Origin of the sequence: Nocardia sp. NPDC050712 (assembly GCF_040654295.1) — a bacterium.
Classification (GTDB): Bacteria; Actinomycetota; Actinomycetes; order Mycobacteriales; family Mycobacteriaceae; genus Nocardia.
Genome location: NZ_JBFAHT010000003.1, coordinates 1,275,109 through 1,296,525, shown reverse-complemented (window position 1 = coordinate 1,296,525; position 21,417 = coordinate 1,275,109). Strand labels below are relative to the sequence as shown.

18 protein-coding genes and 1 riboswitch are annotated in these 21,417 nt (G+C 69.6%); of the genes, 7 read left to right on the top strand and 11 right to left on the bottom strand.

Going from position 1 to position 21,417, the window contains the following annotated elements:
- Positions 1 to 8 precede the first annotated feature (8 nt).
- Positions 9 to 1,376 carry a D-alanyl-D-alanine carboxypeptidase/D-alanyl-D-alanine-endopeptidase gene (dacB, locus tag AB0H76_RS26395; RefSeq protein WP_357329914.1) on the bottom strand — a complete coding sequence of 456 codons (1,368 nt, stop codon included), beginning with the start codon at positions 1,374 to 1,376 and terminating at the stop codon, positions 9 to 11.
- Between the two features lie 255 nt (positions 1,377 to 1,631).
- Here dacB and AB0H76_RS26390 point away from each other — a divergent pair, with 255 nt between their 5' ends.
- Entirely contained in the window at positions 1,632 to 2,123 is a 492-nt protein-coding gene (locus AB0H76_RS26390) for an inorganic diphosphatase (RefSeq protein ID WP_357329166.1), read from the top strand.
- A 58-nt stretch (positions 2,124 to 2,181) separates the two neighbouring features.
- Here AB0H76_RS26390 and AB0H76_RS26385 read toward each other — a convergent pair whose 3' ends face one another.
- The gene (locus AB0H76_RS26385; RefSeq protein ID WP_357329165.1) at positions 2,182 to 4,110 is read right to left on the bottom strand and encodes a CocE/NonD family hydrolase; all 1,929 of its coding nucleotides are present in this window, start codon (positions 4,108 to 4,110) and stop codon (positions 2,182 to 2,184) included.
- A gap of 232 nt (positions 4,111 to 4,342) precedes the next feature.
- On the opposite strand from AB0H76_RS26385, the gene AB0H76_RS26380 reads away from it, so the two are divergent.
- Positions 4,343 to 5,857 carry an alpha/beta fold hydrolase gene (locus tag AB0H76_RS26380; RefSeq protein WP_357329163.1) on the top strand — a complete coding sequence of 505 codons (1,515 nt, stop codon included), beginning with the start codon at positions 4,343 to 4,345 and terminating at the stop codon, positions 5,855 to 5,857.
- 41 nt (positions 5,858 to 5,898) lie between these two features.
- Here AB0H76_RS26380 and AB0H76_RS26375 read toward each other — a convergent pair whose 3' ends face one another.
- From AB0H76_RS26375 to AB0H76_RS26355, 5 genes are all read right to left on the bottom strand, one after another.
- On the bottom strand, positions 5,899 to 6,543 hold the full coding sequence (locus AB0H76_RS26375; RefSeq protein ID WP_357329161.1) for a response regulator transcription factor: 645 nt from the start codon (positions 6,541 to 6,543) through the stop codon (positions 5,899 to 5,901).
- Positions 6,531 to 7,778 (bottom strand): sensor domain-containing protein, encoded by a 1,248-nt coding sequence (locus AB0H76_RS26370; RefSeq protein ID WP_357329159.1) that lies wholly within the window; start codon positions 7,776 to 7,778, stop codon positions 6,531 to 6,533. The genes AB0H76_RS26375 and AB0H76_RS26370 overlap by 13 nt, the downstream gene beginning before the upstream one ends.
- A complete protein-coding gene (locus AB0H76_RS26365) occupies positions 7,775 to 9,565 on the bottom strand; it encodes an MDR family MFS transporter (RefSeq protein ID WP_357329157.1) in 1,791 nt (596 codons plus the stop codon). Before AB0H76_RS26365 ends, AB0H76_RS26370 begins: the two co-directional genes overlap by 4 nt.
- On the bottom strand, positions 9,562 to 10,065 hold the full coding sequence (locus tag AB0H76_RS26360) for a MarR family transcriptional regulator (protein ID WP_357329155.1): 504 nt from the start codon (positions 10,063 to 10,065) through the stop codon (positions 9,562 to 9,564). The genes AB0H76_RS26365 and AB0H76_RS26360 overlap by 4 nt, the downstream gene beginning before the upstream one ends.
- A gap of 89 nt (positions 10,066 to 10,154) precedes the next feature.
- Entirely contained in the window at positions 10,155 to 10,976 is an 822-nt protein-coding gene (locus tag AB0H76_RS26355) for a crotonase/enoyl-CoA hydratase family protein (RefSeq protein ID WP_357329153.1), read from the bottom strand.
- A gap of 123 nt (positions 10,977 to 11,099) precedes the next feature.
- Between AB0H76_RS26355 and AB0H76_RS26350 the strand changes: the two genes are divergently transcribed.
- From AB0H76_RS26350 to AB0H76_RS26340, 3 genes are all read left to right on the top strand, one after another.
- Positions 11,100 to 11,426, top strand: coding sequence for a 2-oxo-4-hydroxy-4-carboxy-5-ureidoimidazoline decarboxylase (locus tag AB0H76_RS26350; protein ID WP_357329152.1), 327 nt, complete (start codon positions 11,100 to 11,102; stop codon positions 11,424 to 11,426).
- A 204-nt stretch (positions 11,427 to 11,630) separates the two neighbouring features.
- Entirely contained in the window at positions 11,631 to 12,098 is a 468-nt protein-coding gene (locus AB0H76_RS26345; protein WP_357329912.1) for a flavin reductase family protein, read from the top strand.
- 98 nt (positions 12,099 to 12,196) lie between these two features.
- Positions 12,197 to 12,643, top strand: coding sequence for a hypothetical protein (locus AB0H76_RS26340; RefSeq protein ID WP_357329150.1), 447 nt, complete (start codon positions 12,197 to 12,199; stop codon positions 12,641 to 12,643).
- Positions 12,644 to 12,746: 103 nt separating this feature from the next.
- Here the strand turns inward: AB0H76_RS26340 and AB0H76_RS26335 are convergent, their stop codons facing one another.
- A complete protein-coding gene (locus AB0H76_RS26335; protein WP_357329149.1) occupies positions 12,747 to 13,802 on the bottom strand; it encodes an alpha/beta hydrolase in 1,056 nt (351 codons plus the stop codon).
- A gap of 198 nt (positions 13,803 to 14,000) precedes the next feature.
- On the opposite strand from AB0H76_RS26335, the gene AB0H76_RS26330 reads away from it, so the two are divergent.
- Complete coding sequence (locus AB0H76_RS26330; protein WP_357329147.1) at positions 14,001 to 14,378, top strand: glyoxalase superfamily protein; 378 nt, start codon at positions 14,001 to 14,003, stop codon at positions 14,376 to 14,378.
- Positions 14,379 to 14,426: 48 nt separating this feature from the next.
- Positions 14,427 to 14,873, top strand: coding sequence for a DUF2752 domain-containing protein (locus AB0H76_RS26325; protein ID WP_357329145.1), 447 nt, complete (start codon positions 14,427 to 14,429; stop codon positions 14,871 to 14,873).
- 216 nt (positions 14,874 to 15,089) lie between these two features.
- On the opposite strand, the gene AB0H76_RS26320 is transcribed toward AB0H76_RS26325, so the two are convergent.
- From AB0H76_RS26320 to AB0H76_RS26310, 3 genes are all read right to left on the bottom strand, one after another.
- Complete coding sequence (locus tag AB0H76_RS26320) at positions 15,090 to 16,424, bottom strand: M1 family metallopeptidase (protein ID WP_357329144.1); 1,335 nt, start codon at positions 16,422 to 16,424, stop codon at positions 15,090 to 15,092.
- Positions 16,424 to 20,350, bottom strand: coding sequence for a Pls/PosA family non-ribosomal peptide synthetase (locus AB0H76_RS26315; protein ID WP_357329142.1), 3,927 nt, complete (start codon positions 20,348 to 20,350; stop codon positions 16,424 to 16,426). Before AB0H76_RS26315 ends, AB0H76_RS26320 begins: the two co-directional genes overlap by 1 nt.
- A gap of 155 nt (positions 20,351 to 20,505) precedes the next feature.
- Complete coding sequence (locus AB0H76_RS26310; RefSeq protein WP_357329140.1) at positions 20,506 to 21,144, bottom strand: LysE family translocator; 639 nt, start codon at positions 21,142 to 21,144, stop codon at positions 20,506 to 20,508.
- Between the two features lie 125 nt (positions 21,145 to 21,269).
- Positions 21,270 to 21,384, top strand: a riboswitch (SAM riboswitch).
- Positions 21,385 to 21,417 lie beyond the last annotated feature (33 nt).

Below are 21,417 nucleotides of genomic sequence, written 5' to 3'. Positions count from 1 at the left end.
ACCACCCGTCACGAGCATCCACAGTTACGCAGCGTGCCGGCGATCGCGTCCAGGGCGGGCCTGCTCACCTCGGGCGGCCGATCGTTCGACATCAGTGCGAAGGTCAGCACCCGGCCGTCACGGTCGAGCACATACCCGACCAACGTGCTCGCCACCGACAGAGTTCCGGTCTTGGCTCGCACCCAGCCCGCGGCGCCGTGGTTCTGGGTGACATAGCGTGCGGCCAGCGACCCGGTGGCCCCGGCGATCGGCAGGTCGTCCAGCAGCGGCGCCAAAGTGGCCGCGAGCTGGCTGTTTTCGGGCACGGCCTTGGTTCCGGTGGGCTTCACCAGCTGGTCTCCGGTCGGCCGGGCGGCCGTGGCCAGCACCGCGTCGAGCAGGCGCGCGGGCACCCGGTCGTCGGTGGAGAGACCGCTGTTGTCGTGCATGACCATTCCGTTCAGCTCGAAGCCCGCCTTGTTCAGTGTGGCGGTGAGCGCGGCCACCGCGCCGGCGAACGACGGTTCGTTGCCGGTGGCCTTGGCGATCTCGCGGCCGACGGTCTCGGCGAGCACGTTGTCGGAGTGCACCATCAGCTGGTGCAGCCGCTCCTTCAGCGGCGCGGACTTCACGCTGGCGACCTCGGGCGCGGCCGGCGCGGCGGCGCCGAGGCGAACCTTCGCGGGATCCAGGCCGAGCGCGGCGGCCAGCGCCTGACCGGCGGCCAGCGCCGGAGTCGGCGTGCGCGGGGAGTATTCGACGAGCGGATCGAGCCGGCCGCCGTCGATCATCACCGATTCGATCGGCGCGATCGAACCGTCCGGGATATCGCGCTCTTCCCAGCCCTGTGCCATGGTCGGGCCGCGGTAGGCGGAGACGTCGACCACGATGGTGTCGGCCTTGCGGCCGGACTTGCGGATCTGTTCGACCAGGTCCGAGAGCCGCGGTGCGTCCGGGTAGTAGCCCTTGCCGTCGGGCTGCGCGGTCAGCGTGGGATCGCCGCCGCCGACCAGGACGAGTTCGTTCGGGGCCGTTCCCGTCACCACCTTGGTGGTGACCCGGGAATCGGCGGGCAGCGCCAGCAGCGCGGCCGCCGAGAGCAGGATCTTCGCGGTGGAGGACGGGATCATCGCCCGGTCCGCGTCCTGGCTCCACAGTGTGGCGCCGCTGTCGGCGTCGGAGACCATCCCGGCGAACGCGCCCAGATCCGGATTCGCGACGACCTGCGCGAGCGCCGCCGACAGTCCGGCGGCGGTGGGCGCGGGCGCGTTCGGCGGCGCGGGCACGACCTGCGGGGCCGGTTTCACCGGCGCCGGCGGATCGGCGATGGTCAGCCCGCCGTGCCGGAACTCCGGGGTCCACGGCCGCAGCACGACCAGCCCGGCCCCGGCCGCCATGAGCAGCACCACGAGCACGAGCGTGATCGGAATCCAGGTTTTGCGTCGTCGAGCGGGCGCGACGCCACCATTGCTGTTGTTGCCACCTACCACGTGCAGCCGTCTCCCTGGCTTCGCCGAAGCGCACTCCCCGTGCACCTGTCCTGCAACCCCACCGCCCACACTATCCTCGTACCGCTAGCGTTCCCCCGAACAACCTGGCGAGTCGGCGGTTCTGCCTGCTCGAGACAACAGCTGCAGCAAGAAGGAGATGGCGTGGAATTCGACGTCACCATCGAGATCCCCAAGGGTTCCCGCAACAAGTACGAGGTCGATCACGAGACCGGGCGCGTCCGTCTCGACCGCTACCTCTACACCTCGATGGTCTACCCCGCCGATTACGGCTTCATCGAGAACACCCTCGGTGAGGACGGCGATCCGCTGGACGCGCTGGTCCTGCTGCCCGCCTCGGTGTACCCGGGCGTGATCGTCGAGGCCCGTCCCGTCGCCATGTACAAGATGGAAGACGAGGCCGGCGGCGACGCCAAGGTGCTGTGCGTGCCCGCGGGCGACCACCGCTGGGACCACATCCAGGATCTGGCCGACGTGCCCGCCAACGACCTGGCCGACATCAAGCACTTCTTCGAGCGCTACAAGGACCTGGAGCCGGGCAAGTTCGTCAAGGGCTCGGAGTGGGTCGGTCGCGCCGAGGCCGAGGCCGAGGTGGAGGCCTCCTTCAAGCGTTTGCAGGAAAACGGCGGCCACTGAGTCGCACCCCTCGAAAAGCGGGAAGTCCCAGGGACTTCCCGCTTTTTTGTGCCGTGGACTAGCCCGCGTCCACCGCGAGGAAGGACAGCCAGCTCGGATGTCGCGGGTCGAGCAGGATCGCCTGGTCCTTGATCTTGCGTGACACCGCCGGGGTGAGGAAGTGGCGCGGCCAGCTGGTCCGGGTGACCGCCACCCGCAGCCGGTGCCCGCGGCGCAGCACCGCCTCGGTGGCGTTGATGTCGATGTCGAGTTCGTGCGGCACACCGGGCCGGACCGGCAGCACCGACGCGGCGGTGAGCGGATGCTCGGCCGCGATGAGTTCGCCGTCGATATAGAGGCTGACGTCGGTATCGAGGGCCCGGCGGCTGGACAGCAGCGCGCCGCGGGTGAGCACGGCGCTCGCGCCGCTCGGCGCGACATCGCAGACGGTGACCGCCCAGAACGCGTCGGCGCCGCTCGCCAGCACCCGCAGGTGCAGGTTCATCGCGCCGGACAGCAGCGTATCGGCGGTCATCGGGGCGCTGGTGAAGACCACGGCCGGGGCCTGGGCGGCACGGTCGTCGGAGGTCCAGTCGGCACCGAGCAGGGTGGTCAGGCCCATCAGCATCAGCGAACCGCTCTGCGAGGGCAGCGGCAGCGGATGCCGGGGCAGCGTCAACCGCGTTGTCCCGGTGTCGATCTCGCCGCCCAGCGTGCCGTCGGCGGCGGCGTGCGCGGCGGTGCCCGAGGGCGTGGCCGACAGGTGCCAGCGCCGCACCCGGGCCCGCGGATGCGGGAACTGCTGCCGGGAAACCCAGGCGCCGGTGCCGAGCTGGCGCACCGTGACCGGGCCGTAGCCGTCGATGCCGTTGTCGATGCCCTTGATCCAGCGGTCGAAGAACGCGCACTGCAACTGATCCAGGCGCTGCGGATTGGCGGGCGCGCCGAAGCCGGAGCCGGGATTGATGTGGAAGCCGTCATCCACCAGCACCTGCTTCGCGCCGCCGGTCAGCGCGAGCCGGCCGAACAGGCGGGTGGGCGAGCGATCGAAGACGTCGTGCCAGCCGCCGTGGATCCAGGTGGCGGCGGTGATGTCCTCGATGCGGGCGCGGCGGCTCTCGGCGTCGGGCTGGATGAAGTGCTCGGGGTGCTGGTCGTCGAGCAGGACCCCGAGCAGCGAGCCGAGCCGGGTGACCGGGCTGGTGATCCGGTCGTAGAGGTAGCGCGGGGCGGCCCCGGTCTTGATCAGGCCGGGCGCCGAGGGCAGCCATTTCAGGCCGTTCACCGCCAGCAGCCAGAACGGCGTGAAGACCGACTGCACGCCGCCGGTGAGGGTGAGGTCCTTGTTCGGGTCCTCCGAACCCACAAGGGCGAAAACGGCTTTCAGGCCCTCGGGTCGTTTGCCGGCCGCCTGGAGTGCGGAGATGGCCAGGTAGGAGATGCCGGTCATGCCGAGATCGCCGTCGCACCAGGGCTGTTCGCGCACCCAGGCCAGTACTTCGAGCGCGTCGCGCTGCTCGCGATCGGACATGATCTGCATGCGGCCGGTGGAGGTGCCGGTGCCGCGCACATCCACGTTGACGTGCACATAGCCACGCGAGATCAGGGTCCGGCTGGCGCGCACCGCGTCCAGCGTGCCGCCGCTGAGCGCGCGCACCATCTCCCGGCCGCCCGCCCGGCCGCTCGGCGAGGGCGACACCAGCCGATCCACCAGCGGCGCGGCCGCGCCCACCAGGTCGATGAGCGGGTTGGCCCTGGTCATCAGGGTCTTGTTGTAGGGCGTGAGGGTGATGATCGCGGGCAGCGGCTCGGTGACCGGCGTGCCCCGCCGGTGCGCGGGCCGGGTGATATCGGCGGAAAGTATTGTCCCGTCCGACATTCGGATGGCCACGCCCCGATCCACATGGATCCGGCGATAGCGCCGCGGGCCGATCGCGAACCGCGCGTTCGGCGGCAGGCCGGTCTGCTCGTGCGGCAGCGCTAGCGGAGACACTTCAGAAGGCGCCATTGCCCACTCCTCGCCCGGTCGAGCCCCGATGCTCGAAAAGAACCGTCCCAGACAGAATACCGAGCCGATGCCGACCTGGGAATCCTCGACACGGTAGTGCTGGCGCTACCGTGACCACTCCCCCGGTCACAACTCGGATCCGGGTGTCCGCGCCATGGGCGTGGCGAGCTCGAATTCCTAGGCTCGAGCTGGACCGGGACGATCTGCCGCCCGGCCCGAACGGGAGGAACCCATGACCGTCGATCGGCTGCGGAAACACAAGCGACGAGCGCTCACGGTGCTCGCCGCGGTCACCGGGATCCTGGCCGGCACCGCGACCGCCACGGCCGCACCGGCGGATCCGCTGGCCCGCTTCCAGCAGCAGGACCTGCGCTGGACCTCCTGCGCGGACCCGCGTTTGGATCCGGCGGGCGCACAGTGCGCGGACGTCACGGTGCCACTGAACTACGCGGACCCCGCGGGCCGCACCATCACCGTCGCGATCTCCCGGATTCCCGCCACCGACCCGGGACAGCGGCGCGGGATCATGATGTCCAACTCCGGCGGACCGGGCGGGCCCGGACTCGACTTCATGGTCGAGGTCGGCGCGGCGCTCACGCCGCAGGGCCGGGCCGCCTACGACCTGATCGGCATGGACCCGCGCGGTGTCGGCCGGTCGACTCCGATCGACTGCGGCTGGCCGCGCGGCTTCGGTCTGGAGTCGGCGGGCACCGACGCGGGCGCCTACGCGGAATCGGTTGCCCGGCAAGCCGAACTGGCCGCCCGCTGTGCCGGGGTCTACGGCGGCGACCTGCCGCACTACAGCACCCGCAACACCGCGCGCGATATGGACCTCATCCGCGGCCTGCTCGGCGCCGACCGGATCAGCTACTACGGCACCTCCTATGGCACGTATCTGGGCGCGGTCTTCTTGCAGATGTTCCCGGCGCGCGCCGACCGGTTCGTGCTGGACAGCGCGGTCGACCCGGTCCGGTACGGTCCGGTCGACATGCTGCGGTCCATGGGCCCGGCCAACGAGGCGGCACTGGATCTGTGGGCCGACTGGACGGCGGCGCGCGACGGCGAATTCCGTTTGGGCGCAACGCGAGAGCAGGTCCGGGCCACGCTGCTGGGCCTGATCGACCGCGCGGGCCGGGATCCGATCCGGGTGGGCGAATACCTGGTCGACGACCACACGCTGCCGCTGGTCCCCTACGTCGCGCTCGACGATCCCCGGAACTACGCCTTGCTCGCCGGCCAGATCCGCCAGATCGCCGACGCGGCCGACGGCACGCCGGTGCGGCCCGGCCCGGAGCTGGATGTGATCTTCGCGCTCACGATCAAGGCACTGCCGCACGACAATTCGGCTCAGCTGGCGATCATGTGCGCCGATGTGAACGTGCCGCGGGACCCGGCCTGGTACTGGCGCAATATCGAGGCCGCCCGGCCCACCGAGCCGGTGTTCGGCGCGTTCGCCAACAACATCTCGCCGTGTGCCTTCTGGGCACCGCCCGTCGAACCGATGACGACCGTCGACAACGCGCTCCCTGCGCTGATCGTGCAGTCCACCGGCGACACCCGCACCACCTACGGCGCGGCCCGGGCGATGCGCGAGGCGCTCGACGGTTCCCGGCTGGTGACGTTGCAGGACGTACCGATCCACGCCATCTTCGGCCGCTACCCGAACTCGTGTGTGTACGGCGCGATCAACAGCTATTTCGACGCCGGGACCTTCCCCGCGGCGGATTACACCTGCCGAGCGGACTGAGCGCGATGTGTGAGCCGGAACCCCCGACCGGGGTTCCGGCTTTACGCGTTCAGGTAGGCCAGCACCGCCAGCACGCGGCGATGTCCGGCCTCGTCCGCGGCCAGACCGAGCTTCGCGAAGATACTTCGAATGTGTTTGTGCACAGCGCCGTCGGTGACCACCAGGCGCTCGGCGATGGTCGTGTTGTCGTGGCCCTCCGCCATCAGGGCGAGCACTTCGCGTTCCCGGGCGGTCAGCACGGCCAGCGGATCGTCGGCCTTGCGCCGCACCAGCAGCTGCGAGATGACCTCCGGGTCCATGGCCGTCCCGCCGGCCGCGACGCGGCGCAGCGAATCCAGGAAGCGATCCACCTTGCCGACCCGCTCCTTGAGCAGATAACCGACCCCGCCGGCGCCGTCGCCGAGCAGTTCGGCGGCGTAGCTGTCCTCGACGTAGGACGACAGCACCAGCACCGGCAGACCCGGGTGGATGCCGCGAGCGCGCACGGCGGCGCGCAAGCCGTCATCGGTGAAGGTGGGCGGCAACCGGACGTCGACCACCACCGCGTCCGGGCGGTCGGCGGTCACCGCGGTCAGGAAATCCTCGGCGTTGTCCACGGCCGCGACCACCTCGATGCCCGCCGTGCTCAGCAACAGCACCAGGCCCTCCCGCAGCAGGGCATCGTCCTCGGCGATCATGACCCGCACGGCAACTCCACGCGTAACACAGTAGGCCCACCCGCGGGACTGCTCAGCGTCATCCGGCCGTCCAGCGCCTCGGCCCGGCGGCGGATGCCTGCCAGGCCACCGCCCTCGGTCTCCTGCGCGCCGCCCGCGCCGTCGTCGGTCACCTCGACCGTCAGCAGCGCCGGCGGTCCGCCGAGCGCGATCGAAATATGCTGGGCGGCACTGTGCTTGGTGGCGTTGGTGAGTGCCTCGGTGATCACGAAGTAGGCCGCCGCCTCCACCGCCGCGGGCCGCCGTCCGATGCCGCTCAGGTCCAGCACGCACGGGATCGGGCTGCGCGCCGCGAGCGCGGAGATCGCGCTGGCCAGCCCGCGATCCGCGAGCACCGGCGGGTAGACGCTGCGCACCACGTCGCGCAGTTCGGCCAGCGCGGCCGTCGCAGTGTCCTGCGCTTTGCGCACCATGGCATCGGCCGCCCCCGCGTCCTGGGCGCGTAGCTGGTCGGCCAGTCCGAGCTGCATGATCACCGCCGCGATCCGGGCCTGCGCGCCGTCGTGCAGATCCCGCTCGATGCGCCGCAATTCGGCGCCGTGCGCGTCGAGCGCGGCGGCCCGGGTCGCGGTCAGCTCGGCGACCCGATCGGCCAGCACCACACCTTCGGCGGGGCCGAGCAGCGCCCGCGCGGCCAGCGCCTGCCAGCGCGCGACCACCGGGATCTGCAGCATGAGCGCGCCGACCGGCAACGCCAGCAGCGCACCAAGGATCGCCGTCGGCCACGAGACAACAGTGATGCCGTAGTTGGACGCCGGTTCGCCGGCGGGCAGCAGTTGCCAATACCCGAGCAGCAGCGCCTGATTGAGCATGCTCAGCGGCAGTGCGAGGGCCAGCAGACCCAGCACCAGTCCGGTCAGCCCGTGCAGCAGCACATAGCCGACGTCGCGCCGGTTGGCCGGATCGGTGAAGACCGTCACCAGTTGCTGTTTCAGGTCACCGGTCAGCGGCTGGTACGCGGGCTCGATCGGGGTCTCGAGGTACCGGGCGGCCCGGCGTCGTTCGAAGGCCACCAGCGGTCGCAGCAACCGGATCAGCTCGGGTATCGCCGGAATGCCCACCCCGACCAGGCTCAGCCCCGCCACGAACGTCAGGGGGACGACCGCCAGCAGCGCCGCGAACCCGCTGAGCGCACCCACCACCAAGTAACCGATCGCGGCAGGCAACTGCCGCGATCGGTGACGAAGGTAGGAGCGAACTGTCATGCCGGGGGCGATACACCGTTTCTGCCGGAGCCCGGGGTGGACGGCTGCGCCACCTCACCGCCGGCGAGCAGCAGACCGGCCTGATCCACCACGGCCACTTCGGTTTCCAGCACCGAGGAGGACTCGTCCTGCTTGGCGGCGCCCGCGGCCTGGATACCGCCGGCGGTGCGCAGCGGCACTTCCTTCCAGAAGAGCACCAGCACCAGCGCGACCAGCGCGAGTCCGGTGGCCGACAGGAACACCGACGACATCGAATCGGCGAAGCCGACCTGGAACGGCCGGGCCAGCGCCGGGCTCAGCTGCTGGATGATCGAGCTGTCCTTCAGCACGTCGGCGGCGGCCGAGGTGTCGTGCGCGGCCAGGCCTTTCGACAGTGCGACATCGGCCGGGTTGCTGCTGTTCAGCCCCGTCACCACGGCCTGCTGGAAGGCCGGATCCTTGGCCGCGGTCTGCATCTGATCGCTGATGTTCGGCGTCAGCTGGGCGAACAGGATGGAGAGGAACACCGCCACACCCAGGGTGCCGCCGATCTGCCGGAAGAAGGTCGCCGACGCGGTGGACACGCCCATGTCCTTGGGCGGCAACGCGTTCTGCAGCGCCAGGGTCAGCGGCTGCATCAGGTTGCCGAGGCCGAAACCGGTGCAGGCCATGAAGATCATCGCCAGCCACAGCGGGCTGTCGGCGTCCAGGAAGTGCAGCAGGAACAGGCCCAGCGTCAGCATGGCGGCGCCGATGATCGGGAAGACGCGGTAGCGCCCGGTCCGCGAGATCAGCTGACCCGAGACCACCGAACCGGTCATCAGGCCGAGCACCATCGGCAGCATCTGCAAGCCGGCCATCGTCGGGCTCGCGCCCTTGACCACCTGCAGGTACTGCGGCAGCAGTGAGATGCCGCCGAACATGGCCGAACCGACCACGAAGGAGATGACCACGCCGAGCGCGAAGGTGCGATTGCCGAAGATCCGCAACGGAATCAGGGCCGTGTCCTTCAGGCCCTTCTCCACCACGATGAAGCCGAGGATGCCGGCCGCGCCGATCACGTAGCAGGCGATGGCGGCGGTGCTGCTCCAGCCCCATTCGCGACCCTGCTCGGCCACGATGAGCAGCGGCACCAGGCCGACGGCCAGCACGACCACGCCCCACCAGTCGACCCGGTCGGTCGAGTGCGGCTTCTTCGGCAGCTTCAGCACCCGCGAGACCACGGCCAGCGCGACCAGGCCCAGCGGCACGTTCACCAGGAAGACCCAGCGCCAGCCGGCCACGCCGAGCAGCGTGTCCTGACCGGCGAACAGGCCGCCGAGAACCGGGCCGATGACACTGGAGGTACCGAAGACCGCAAGGAAGTAGCCCTGGTAGCGAGCGCGCTCACGGGGGCTGACGATGTCACCGAGAATGGCCAGCGCCAGCGACATCAGACCGCCCGCGCCCAGCCCCTGGAACGCGCGGAAGGCCGCCAGCTGGTACATCGACTGCGCCAGCGTGCACAGCAGCGAACCGAGGACGAACAGCACGATCGCGGCCATGAAGAACGGCTTGCGGCCGAACATGTCGGACAGCTTGCCGTACAGCGGCGTCGCCAAGGTGGCGGTGATCAGGTAGGCCGTGGTCGCCCACGCCTGCATGGAGTAGCCGTGCAGGTCGTCGGCGATGGTGCGGATGGCGGTGGAGACGATGGTCTGGTCCAGCGAGGCCAGCAGCATGCCGAGCATCAGGCCACTCATGATCGTGAGGATCTGTTTGTGGCTGAAGTTCGACTGCGGCTCCACGGGCAGTGCGGTGGTGCTCAAGAAACTTGCTCCGTTTCACTGTCGTTCGCGTGTGCGGCGATCGCGGTGGCGACCATGGTGGGCCGGGCCTCGTCGAAGTCGTCGACGAATTGCCGCAGCAGACCGGCGAATTGGGCGCGGTCCTGCGGCGTCCAGTCCGCCATCACCCGGGTGAGGTTGGCGCGACGGCGCAGCCGGATCTCCTCGGCCACCGCGCGGCCCCGATCGCTGATCACGAGCACCGAGGCCCGGCCGTCGGCCGGGTCGGCGGTGCGCTCCACCAGCTCGCGCTCCACCAGGAGCGCGACCTGACGGCTGATCGTGGAGGCGTCGGAGTGCAGTGCCTCGGCCAGTGCGCCCGAGCGCATCGGCCCGTCGCACTGCAGGCGGAACAGGATCGCGAAGGCGGCCGGATCGATGCCGGAGGTGGTACGGATCTGTACCGCCGCCCGGTCCCGGAGGCGTTGCAGCCGCGTCAGCTGCACCGCGATCGTGTCGACTACTTGCTCGTCCGCGTCCACCGGATCACCTTTTGCTTGTATCAATCAATTAGTTGCTTGATACAAGTAGTACGCATTGCGAAAGGAAAGGGCAAACGATTTCCTGGGCTTTACTGCCCCTTGAACTGCGGCTCGCGCTTCTGGAACACCGCCTGGATCGCCTCGGTGAGATCCTCCGAGGGCAGGAAGGCCGCGTTCCACACCGAGACGTAGCGCAGCCCCTCGGCGACGGCCGACTTCTCACGCTGGTCCAGCACGTCCTTGACGCCCTGCACCACCAGCGGCGGGTTGGCCGCGATCTCGCGCGCGGTCGCGTGCGCGGCCGCCAGCGCTGCGTCCTGATCGTCGAACACGTCGTTGACCAGGCCGATCTTCTCGGCGCGCGCGGCGTCGATGTCCTTGCCGGTGTAGGCGAGTTCACGTAGATGGCCGACGCCGATGATGCCGGGCAGGCGGTGCAGCGAACCGATGTCGGCGACGATCGCGACCTTGGCCTCACGCAGGCTGAACTTGGCCTCGGCGCTGGCGTAGCGGATGTCGACGGCGGCGATCAGATCCAGTCCGCCGCCGATGCACCAGCCAGAGACCGCGGCGATGACCGGCTTGCCGCAGTCGGCGACCGCCGTCACCGAGGCCTGCATGCTGCGGATCTCCTTGAGGAAATCGGTGCGCGGCGCGGCCAGCGCGCGCTCGCCCAGCAGCGGGCCGAAGGTGCCGGACATGGCGGGCAGGTCCAGGCCGTAGGAGAAGTGCTTGCCCGAACCGGTGAGCACGATGGCGCGTACCTCGGGATCGGCGTCCAGCTCGGTGAAGATGAGCGGGAGCTCGCGCCAGAAATCCGGGCCCATGGCGTTGCCCTTGCCGGGACCGGTCAGCGTCACCTGCGCGACGTGGTCCTTGGTCTCGACGGTGAAAGCCTTCCAATCAGTCATTTGTACAGCGTACTGCGCGCCGCCGCCGCTGATCACGCGGTGTAAAACCTGCGCAAAATCGCGGTGATACGGCTGGTTCCGCGCCGCCCGCGCGGCGGATCATTGGCGCATCAGGAGGCCATCATGCTGATGCATCAAGGAATCGGGCTCGACCGCTTCAACACCCTGTCTCGCGGTCGCGCCGTACACGCCCTGTACGAATGCTGCGCCAATGTCACCTGGGCCGCGCGCCTGGCCGATGCCCGCCCGTTCCCGGACCGGGACGCGGCGCTGGCGATGGCCGAGGTCGAGGTGCTGGCGCTGTCGGAATCCGATCTGGACCGGGCGCTGGACGCGGTGCCGCGCGAACCGCTGGCCGGGCGATCGGCCGACGAGCTGGCGCGGGTCGCGCGGGGCCGGCTCGACGCGGTACTAGGGCCGGTCGACGGCTATCCGGAATACGGCGAATAGTTCAATTCGGCGTGGATCGAATCACTTCCGGCCGGATACGCACAGGTCAGCACCCTCGCCCCGAAACACCGATCGGGGACACCCACACGAACCCGGACGATCTGGGCGTAGTTTCGACGTGTGACCGAAGCACTACCGCCCGAGACCGGCATCGAGATCCCGGATGACCTGAGCGGCATCACCGCCGAGCTGTACCGCGCCTCCATGCGGCACTATCCGGCCGGCGTCACCGTGGTCACCCTCGACTCCGCCAACGGCCCCGTCGGCTTCACCGCGACCTCGTTCGCGTCGCTGTCGCTGGAGCCGCCGCTGATCTCGTTCAACATCGCCGACACCTCCTCCAGCATCCGCGCGCTGCTCGACGCCGACTCCGTGGTCGTGCACATCCTCGGCGAGCACCAGCAGCACCTGGCGCAGCGCTTCTCCCGCAGTGCCGACCAGCGCTTCACCGATCACTCGCTGTGGACCACCCTGGAAACCGGCGAACCGGTGCTGCACGGCACCCCGATCTGGTTCCGCGCGATCATCCAGCAACTGATCCCGATCGGCGACCACACCTTCGTCGTCGGACTGGTCACCCGGGTGCACGACCAAACCGACGAAAAGCCCGCCGCCGCACCGCTTCTCTACTACAACGGCCGCTATCACCGCCCGGTCGAGCTGGATCACTGAACCCCATCTGAGACTTCCGTTTGAAACGAATACCTCGTGATAACCGACAGACGAAAGAGTCTGTCCGAAGGGGGAACCCGATCATGAGGAGTTTCCGCATGAAGCGGATCATCACAAGTCTCGCCGGTGCCGCAGTGGTCGCGAGCCTGGCCCCGGTCGTCCTGGCGGCGAACGCGCACGCCGCGGACACCGTCTACTTCAGTGTCGGCAGTCGTAACTGCGCGATTGCCCCGGACGGGGTCGTCGGCTGCGACTTCGGCTCGGATACCGCCCGGCTGCAGTACACCTTCCTGCCGATCACGATTCCGGTGAACGACATCGTCATCGACCAGCAGTGGCTGCCCGCGCACCCGACCTTCAGCCCCGGGTCGCGCACCCTGCCCGGCGGCAATCCGAGCATCTACGACGTCAAGACCGGCGACGGCGCGTGGGGGCCGTTCATCGAATTCGCCGGCGCGCGTTGCGAAGTGGGCTTCCACGGCAGCTTCGGCTGCAAGTCCAAAGGCCGGTCCTGGAACGAGTACAGCGGCACCGTTACCGCCTGAGCCCAGCCAGGAAAGCCCCGTACCTCCACGAGGGAGCTACGGGGCTTTCCTGTGGCGTTACTTCTGGACCGGGCGCCGTTGACCGCTCCAGGAGAAACGATATTCAGACCGCGGCCGCGGCCTGCTGGTTCGCACTGGTCAGAACGGACTGCAACTCGGTGTTGAACCGGGCGGCGGCCTCGATATTGCCGAGATGGCCGGTGGGCCAGACGTGATAGGCGACCAGGCTGCCGGCGGCGCGCAGGGCGGCGACGATCCGCTTGTTCATCCGCTCCGGCAGCAGATGATCCGCGGAGCCGGCGATGACGGTGGTGGGCACGGTCAGGTACTTCGCGGAGTCGCCGAGATCGATCTCGGCGAGCGCGGCGGCATACAACCCGCGGACCAGCGGACGACAGGCGCGCACGATGCCGAGCCCGAAGTCCACCTCGTCGGTGGTGGCCCGGCTGGTCAGCACGCGGGCCTTGAAGATCGCGCGCACCGGCCAGGTGCCGGTGAGCGGCACCGGGGCTGAGAGCACGGTCTTGCCGACCACGATCGGCATCCGCAGACCGGCGCCCAGGACGCTGACCGGGCGGCCACGAACGACCAGCGGCTTGTTCAGCAGGGGTAGTAGATCCATCTCCTCGCGGAGATCGGCGGCCGCGGTGTTGACCAGCATGACCGCCGACGCCCGGCGTTGCACCTGCTCCGGGTAGCGCGCCGCCCAGGCCTGCAAGGTGAAGCCGCCCATGCTGTGACCGGCCAGGACGGCCCGGCGGCCGCGCGGCAGAGTGGCGTCCAGGACGGTGGCGAGATCGTCGGCGAGGGTCTCGGCGCTGGGCATCCGGCTGCCGAACTGGCTCTCGCCGTGCCCGCGCTGGTCGTAGCAGATCACCCGGTACCGGTCGGCGAAGGCGTTGATCTGCGGGTTCCAGTACTCGATGCTGCAGCTCCAGCCGTGGATCAGCACCAGCACCTCGCCGTCGGCGGGGCCGTAGGCATGCACCCGCAGGCGAACACCGTCGACGGTGGTGACCGGGATGATTTCGGCGGGAACCGCGGGCTTGTTGAAGGCGGCGGTTTCGAAGGTGCGGTTCCGCAGTGCGGCGCGGTAAGCGGCATTCAGCGGTTCGGCGGCACGCAGCCCCGCCAGCGTCTTCATCGACGTGACCAGCATTCGAGCACTCCTTTGTGTCTGCCGCCACAGTACAGTGCAAGCTGTGTGCTAGCTAGTGCAAGCACTAACGGCGGAAAATCCTGGCTCGAACAGTTGGATACCCGGAAATCGCCCTGTCGAATCACCCGTACCGCACTCGAAAACATCGGCGTCACAGCGCTTCCGCTGGTTGTCGGGGTGCGGTGGCATGATCACGGCATGGCGACCGAGCAGATCGGCCTGGCGGCCCCGATACCCGTGCTGCGGATGTTCGACGTGGCCAAGGCCTACGAGTTCTACCGTGACTATCTCGGCTTCACCGTCGATTGGGAGCATCGCTTCGGCGAGAACTTCCCGCTGTACGCGCAGGTCTCGCGCTCGGCGGCCAAGCTGCACCTCAGCGAGCACCACGGCGACGGCACGCCCGGTTCGGTGGTGTGGATCGCGGTCGACGATATCCACGCCTTCCATGCCGAGCTCGCGCCCAAGGATTACCGGTACGCGAAACCCGGTGCGCCCGAGGACGGTCCGGGCGGCCCTGGATTCCAGCTGGGCGACCCGTTCGGCAATACCCTGCGGTTCGCCCAGCCGGAGTAGCCGGATCGGATGGCGGCGCACCCGCCGCCGCGGTTACCGTTGGTGCTTGTGGACAGCACGCACCTCGCCCCCGGCCCGGCCCCCGCTAAGCATTCCGGCCTGCGTGCGCTGGCCGCACCGCTGCTCACCGCCGCCGCGGGCCTGGGCGCCGTCACGCTGCTGCATTTCCGGGATCCGCACGTCGAAGGCTCCTATGGACTCTGCCCCGTCTACGCGCTGTCCGGGATCTACTGCCCCGGCTGCGGTGGCATGCGCGCGGTGCACAACTTCACCGAGGGCCGGTTGATCGATTCGCTGCACAGCAATCTGATCGCGATCCCGCTGCTGCTCGCCTTCGCGGCCCTGGTCGGGATGTGGACGATGCGCGCCTGGCGCGGCGAGCGGATGACGATCCCGCATGTCAACCGGCCGGCGCTGATCGTCGTGTTTATCCTGGTGGTCGTCTATTCGGTCCTGCGCAATACCCCCTGGGGCACCTGGCTCACCCCCGTCTGATCAACCATCGGCAGAGAGGGCACGCGAAGACCATGAGCGATTCGCTGAAGCAGCGCGTCCGCGCCAAGATCGTCCGCCAGCTCGATGAGGACGGCGCCCCCGACCAGGAACAGGACGACCCCCCCAGATCGCGCTGGTCACCGACCTCGACGATCTCGACAGCGTCGGCGCCGACGACCCGCTGGTCGAGGAGCTGGCCGCGCGCTACCTGGTCGCCTAGCGGCCGGGCGGCGGCAGCGCGGGCAAGCGCTCCTGGCGCAGCCAGCTGTCCCACAGTGGCCGCAGCGGCACCGCGCTGTAGTGCCCGGCCAGATCCGTGAATTCCTCGGTGTCGACCGAGGCGTGCCGGTAGCGAATCGTCCAGTCCCGCAGCAGATCGAAGAACGCCAGGTCGCCGATGTGCAGCCGCAGCGCGTGCAGGGCCAGCGCGCCGCGCTTGTACACGCGGTCGTCGAACATGCGCAGCGGGCCGGGATCGCCGAGAACGATGTCCTGCGGCTGCCGGGCCAGATTGTGCCGGGCCGCGCGGGCCTGCTGATCGGCGCTGGGCCCGCCGGCGGCCTCGGACCAGATCCATTCGGCGTAGCAGGCGAAACCCTCGTGCAGCCAGATATCGCGCCAGTGCCGGATGGTGAGACTGTTGCCGAACCACTGGTGCGCGAGCTCGTGTGCCACCAGGCGTTCCGCACCCCGGCGGCCATCGCAGTGGTTGGCGCCGAAGATCGAAATCCCTTGCGCCTCGATGGGAATCTCCAGCTCGTCGCCGGTGACCACCACGGTGTAGGACTCGAACGGGTACGGCCCGAACCGTTCGGTGAACAGCTCCATCATCTGCGGCTGCCGCGCGAAATCATGCTCGAATTCGGCCCGCAACCGGGCCGGCAGCACCGCGTGCATCGGCACCGGGCTACTCGTCGGCCCGACCCGATAACGCTGATAGGGCCCGATCTGGATGGTCGCCAGGTAGGTAGCCATCGGCTCGGTCTGCTCGTACACCCAGGTGGTCTGGCTGGCCTTGGTCTGCTTGCGCAGCAGCGCGCCGTTGGCCAGGGCGTAGAACGGGCTGTCGGTGGTGATCGACATGCGGTAGCTGGCCTTGGAACTCGGGTGATCGTCACAGGGGAACCAGGAGGCCGCGCCGTTGGGCTGGCTGGCCACCAGCGCGCCTTCGGTCAGCTCCTCCCAGCCGACCTCGCCCCACGGGCCGCGCACCGGCTTGGGCACGCCCGCGTACTGCACGATCAGCACCAGCGCGCCGCCCGCCGGGATCTTCTGCGCCGGGGTGATCACCAGCTTGCCGTTCTGGTGCGCGTACTTCGCGGCCTTCGCGCCGTTGACGAAAACCTTCCCGACACTGAGAGATTGGGACAGGTCCAGTGCGAACCGGTCCCGGGCGGCGGTGCTGACGGCGGTGATCTCGGCCCGCCCGGTCAACCGGTTGCTGGCGACCTTGTAGACCAGGTCCAGCTCGTAGCGCGAGACCCGATAGCCGCGGTTGCCGTTCTGCGGGAGGTATTCGTCGATCGGCGGTTCGTAGAACTTGCCCCGCATCAACGAACCGTCCCCTCGTCGCCGGGCCACGGCGCGATCGGATTGCCCCACCAGCGGGTCGAGGGCGGCACCGAGTCACCGCGCATGACCAGCGAGGCGGGGCCGATGGTGGCGCCCGCGCCGATGCGCGAGGCGGGCAGCGCGACACAGTGCGGGCCGAGGGTGGCGCCGGGCGCGAGGGTGACGGTGTCCATCGCCATGATGCGGTCGTGGAACAGGTGGGTCTGCACCACGCAGCCGCGTTCCACGGTCGCGCCGTCACCGAGTGTCACCAGGTCCGCCTCCGGTAGCCAGTAGGACTCGCACCATACCCCGCGGCCGATCGTCGCGCCGAGCCCGCGCAGCCACAGATTGAGTACGGGTGTGCCGGTCGCGGCGCGCGCGAACCAGGGCGCGGCGACGGTCTCGACGAAGGTGTCGGCGACCTCGTTACGCCACACGAACGAGCTCCACAGCGGATGCTCCTCGGCCCGGATCCGGCCCACCAGCAACCATTTGGCGGCGACGGCGCTGGCCCCGGCCAGCGCACCCGCGGCCAGTAGCACGAGGCCGCTGAGCAGCGCCGCGGTCAGATGCCCGAAGGTCTGGGCCAGCCAGGCCAGCCCGAAGATCACGCCGAGCCCGATCGCGAAAGTCACGAAAACCGGTATCAGGCGGCAGGTTTCGACGATGCCGCGGGCCACGCGCAGCCGCATGGGCGGATCGAAGGTGCGCTCGGTGTCGGCGTTCTCGGAGGCACGGCGCAGCCGGACCGGCGGGCTGCCCAGCCACGACGACCCCGCCTTGGACTTGGACGGTGCGGCCGAAAGCACCGCCACCAGACCATTTTTCGGCACCCGGCGGCCCGGGGCGGTCATGCCGGAGTTGCCGAGGAAGGCGCGCTTGCCGATCTTGGCCTCGCCGATCCGCAGCCAGCCGCCGCCGAGCTCGTAGCTGGCGATCATGGTGTCGTCGGCCAGGAACGCGCCGTCGGCGACGGTGGTGAACCTGGGCAGCAGCAGCACCGTGGACGCCTCCACCCGCTTGCCGATCTTGGCGCCGAGCAGCCGCAGCCAGATCGGGGTGAGCAGGCTGGCGTAGAGCGGGAACAGGAAGGTGCGCGCCGCGTCCAGCAAACGTTCGGTGGACCAGACCTGCCACCCGACCCGGCTGCGCACCGGGTGATAGCCCTCGGTCAGTCCGATGCTGAACAACCGCACCGCCACGATCGTGATCCCGGCGTACACCCCGAGACTGAGCAGCATGGCGACCGGCAGGATCGCGAAGGCGCGCACCAGCCCGGCCGCGAGCGTCGGCGTATCGCGCACCCACCAGGCGATGAAGGCGCCGCCCGTGCCGATACCCAGGATCGGCACGGCGGCGAGCACCATCGAGGTGATACCGAAGATCAGCACCCAGTGCGCGGCCCGCGCGGGCGTGGTGCCGGGCCAGCGATGCTGCGCCTTACCGACTTTCACCGCGGGCGAGCCCGCCCACTCCTGTTCGGCCTTGACCTTGCCCGCGACCGCGGAACCCGCGGCGATCTCGGCGTTCTTCCCGATCCGGGTGCCGGGCAGCAGGATCGAGCGCGCACCAACCACGGCCCCCGGTCCGATGGTGATCGGGCCGATGTGCACCAGGTCGCCGTCGATCCAGTAGCCGGACAGGTCGACCTCGGGTTCGATGCTGCACCCGTCGCCGAGTTCCAGCATGCCGGTGACCGGCGGCAGCGTGTGCAGATCGACGCCCTCGCCGATCTTCGCGCCCAGCGCCCGCGCGAACGGCACCATCCACGGTGCGCCGGACAGGTTCTCCGCGCCGCTGGCCTCGGAGAGCCGGATCGCGGCCCACAGCCGCAGATGCACCGGGCCGCCGCGCTCGTAACTGCCCGGCTCGACGCCGCGCAGCAGCAGCCGGGCCCCGAGCACACACAGCGCCATGCGCCCCGGCGGGGAAATGAACAGCAGGAACGCCACCAGTGCCCACCACCAGGACAGATGCGGCAGCCACGGCAGCGCGCCGTAGCGGGCGGCGATATTGCCGACGATGGCGAGCCAGGTCAGCCATTGCAGGCCGGTGAGCGTGGTCAGCGGGATGGTGGCCAGGACCTGGAAGGTCTGGGCGCTCAGCGGCGTCGGGCGCACGAGGCGTTCGTCGACGGCCTCGACCGGGGCGCTCGCGTCCAGGAAGTCGGCCAGCGCGCCGAGGCGCGGATGGTCGTACAGATCGGCGACCGCGACGTGCGGATAGCGCTCGCGCAAGGCCGCCACCAGCTGGGCGGCCGCGAGCGAGCCGCCGCCGAGATCGAAGAAGTCGGTGCCCGGTCCGGTGGCCTCCGCGCCGAGGAGCGAATCCCACAGTCCCGCGACCCACTGCGCCGTCGGGGACAGTCCGGTGTCGGCGTCCGGGTCCTTGTGCTTGGGCAGCGGCCAGGGCAGCGCGTCGCGGTCGACCTTGCCGGAGGTGCGGGTGGGCAGTTCCGCGACGACAGCGAGCCGGGGCACCAGTGGCGCCGGAAGTTGTTCGGCTAGTATCGCTCTGGCTCCGGCCTGGTCGAAATCGTCGCCGGGGCCGGTCAGATAGCCGACCAGGATCTTGTTGCCCGCCTTGGTGGTTCGGATCGCGGCCGCGGCGCCGGTGACACCCGGCAGGTGCTGCAACGCGTTGTCGATCTCGCCGAGTTCGATCCGGCGGCCGCCCAGCTTGATCTGGTCGTCGGCGCGGCCGAGGAAGACCAGACCCTCCCGGTCGTTGCGCACCAGATCGCCGCTGCGGTACGCCCGCTCCCAGCCGACCGAGGCCAGCGGCGCGTATTTCTCGGCATCCTTGGCGGGGTCGAGGTACCGGGCCAAGCCGATACCGCCGATGACGAGCTCGCCGGATTCGCCCTCCCCCACCGGATTACCGGCCGCGTCGACGACGGTGAGGTCCCAGCCGTCGAGCGGGAGACCGATCCGGACCGGCCAGGTGCCGTCGAGCAGCGCCGCGCAGGCGACCACGGTGGCCTCGGTCGGCCCGTAGGTGTTCCACACCTCCCGGACCGAGTCGACGTCTCCCGAACTGCTGTTTCCGGCGAGCTTTTCCGCGAGTTCGGGCGGGACCGCCTCGCCGCCGAAGATGAGCAGCCGGACCGAGTCCAGCGCCTCGGCCGGCCAGGTGGCGGCCAGGGTCGGCACGGTGGAGACGATGCTGATCTCCCGGCGCACCAGCCACGGCCCCAGATCCGCGCCGGTCCGCACCAGCGCGCGCGGCGCGGGCACCAGGCAGGCGCCGTGCCGCCAGGCCAGCCACATCTCCTCGCAGGAGGCGTCGAAGGCCACCGAGAGCCCCGCCAGTACCCGGTCGCCGGGGCCGATCGGCGCGTCGCGCAGGAACAGCCGGGCCTCGGCGTCGACGAACGCGGCGGCGTTGCGATGGGTCACCGCAACACCTTTCGGCGTACCGGTGGACCCGGAGGTGAAGATGATCCAGGCGTCGTCGTCGGGTGCCGGGAGTTCGGTGGATTCCACTGCCGCGTCGGCTGTTTCGACTCCGGTGCGCTCCACACCGGCCGCCGTGACGATCGCGCTGACCCGCGCCTCGCCGAAGACCAGGCGGGCCCGCTCGTCCGGATCGTCGGCGTCGACCGGGACGTAGGCGGCGCCCGCGTGCAGCACCGCGAGAATGGTGACGTAGAGATCGCTGCTCCCCGAGGGCATCCGCACCCCGACCCGGTCCCCCGCCCGGACACCCGCGGCGGCCAGCCGACCGACCACGGTATCGACCTCGGCCAGCAGTTCGGCGTACCCGAGCACCGTCGTGCCGTCATCGAGGGCGGGCGCGTCGGGGTAGGTGTCCGCGGTCGCGGCGAGAATATCGACCAGGGTCCGGGCCGGCGGGGCAAGGGTGCCGCGCAGCAAAGGATTCGATAGCTCCTCGGCTACCGCATCGACCTCCGGCTGGAGCATCCGCCCTGCCCACCTCTCATAGACCGATCCCGGCCCATACCGAGACGGCGGAAATACTGCACGACCAGGGTTACCAGTGGGCAAACACCACGGTGACCAACTGTCCACGGTACCTGCGGTACCTGCGAATTTCCCGTCGCCGAACCGCGGCAGCGTTACGCGGCCGAAGCGGCGGTGCCGATCCCGAGCGTGGCGAGAATTCCCGCCGAGGCCTGCTCGAGCCGCTCCCGGATCACCGGCCGCCGCAGCAGCGCCACCGCCCGCGAAGCGAGCAGCGCGACCAGCACCATTTCGATCGCGGCGATGGCGGATTCGATGGCGCCGAGCGCCAAGGTGTTGGCGAAGCTGACCTCGGACAGGAACTGCGGCAGTACCGCCAGGTAGAACAACCCGACCTTCGGGTTGAACAGGCAGGAGATCACGCCCGCGGCGAACGCCGAGCGAACCGAGGCGGCCGCCGCCGGGCGGGCCGGGGTGTCCGCCGGTTCCGCGGCGGCCGCCCGGCGCTGCTTCCGCAGGTCGATCAGGGCGCGAATTCCCAAGTACAGCAAGTAGATTCCGCCGACCACCTTCAACAGCCGATAGGCCGTGGCGGACTGCTCCAGCAGCGCGGCGACACCGGCGGCCACGACCACCGCCCACACCATTCCGCCCAGCGCCGACCCCATCGCCGCCGCGATCCCCGGTCGGGCATCGGCGATCGAGTAGCGCAGCACCAGGAAGGTGTCCGGACCGGGCGTGAGGGACAGCAGGATGCACAGGCCGACGAAGCTGAGCAGGAGTGAAGGTGTCACCCCTCCATGGGAACGCATCCGGAACAAGTTCGCAAGTTTATTCTTTTCACTGCATTTTCATGCAGCCGCGACTAGCGGGAAATGGCGGTTGACAGGCCGCCGGTGCGTCTGACAATCTCGGTTCAGGTCATGAGTACCAGCACTAAGCCCCGGCTAGCTGGTCGGCAACCCTCCTCCGCGGTGGGGTGCTCCGGGTGACGACCAGGCTGTTCGTCCAGATGGGCGCGGCAAGCGCGGACTCGACCGATCTCACGATTGCGGGTCCCTGAACCG

What these genes read in the sequence shown, in the direction of transcription:
- AB0H76_RS26385 (WP_357329165.1), bottom strand. Translation starts at nt 4,110, where the DNA reads ATGGCGCCTTCTGAAGTGTCTCCGCTAGCGCTGCCGCACGAGCAGACC.
- AB0H76_RS26320 (WP_357329144.1), bottom strand. Translation starts at nt 16,424, where the DNA reads ATGCGGGGCAAGTTCTACGAACCGCCGATCGACGAATACCTCCCGCAG.
- AB0H76_RS26340 (WP_357329150.1), top strand. Translation starts at nt 12,197, where the DNA reads ATGAAGCGGATCATCACAAGTCTCGCCGGTGCCGCAGTGGTCGCGAGC.
- AB0H76_RS26350 (WP_357329152.1), top strand. Translation starts at nt 11,100, where the DNA reads ATGCTGATGCATCAAGGAATCGGGCTCGACCGCTTCAACACCCTGTCT.
- AB0H76_RS26370 (WP_357329159.1), bottom strand. Translation starts at nt 7,778, where the DNA reads ATGACAGTTCGCTCCTACCTTCGTCACCGATCGCGGCAGTTGCCTGCC.
- dacB (WP_357329914.1), bottom strand. Translation starts at nt 1,376, where the DNA reads ATGGCGGCCGGGGCCGGGCTGGTCGTGCTGCGGCCGTGGACCCCGGAG.
- AB0H76_RS26315 (WP_357329142.1), bottom strand. Translation starts at nt 20,350, where the DNA reads ATGCTCCAGCCGGAGGTCGATGCGGTAGCCGAGGAGCTATCGAATCCT.
- AB0H76_RS26335 (WP_357329149.1), bottom strand. Translation starts at nt 13,802, where the DNA reads ATGCTGGTCACGTCGATGAAGACGCTGGCGGGGCTGCGTGCCGCCGAA.
- AB0H76_RS26355 (WP_357329153.1), bottom strand. Translation starts at nt 10,976, where the DNA reads ATGACTGATTGGAAGGCTTTCACCGTCGAGACCAAGGACCACGTCGCG.
- AB0H76_RS26330 (WP_357329147.1), top strand. Translation starts at nt 14,001, where the DNA reads ATGGCGACCGAGCAGATCGGCCTGGCGGCCCCGATACCCGTGCTGCGG.
- AB0H76_RS26380 (WP_357329163.1), top strand. Translation starts at nt 4,343, where the DNA reads ATGACCGTCGATCGGCTGCGGAAACACAAGCGACGAGCGCTCACGGTG.
- AB0H76_RS26345 (WP_357329912.1), top strand. Translation starts at nt 11,631, where the DNA reads ATGCGGCACTATCCGGCCGGCGTCACCGTGGTCACCCTCGACTCCGCC.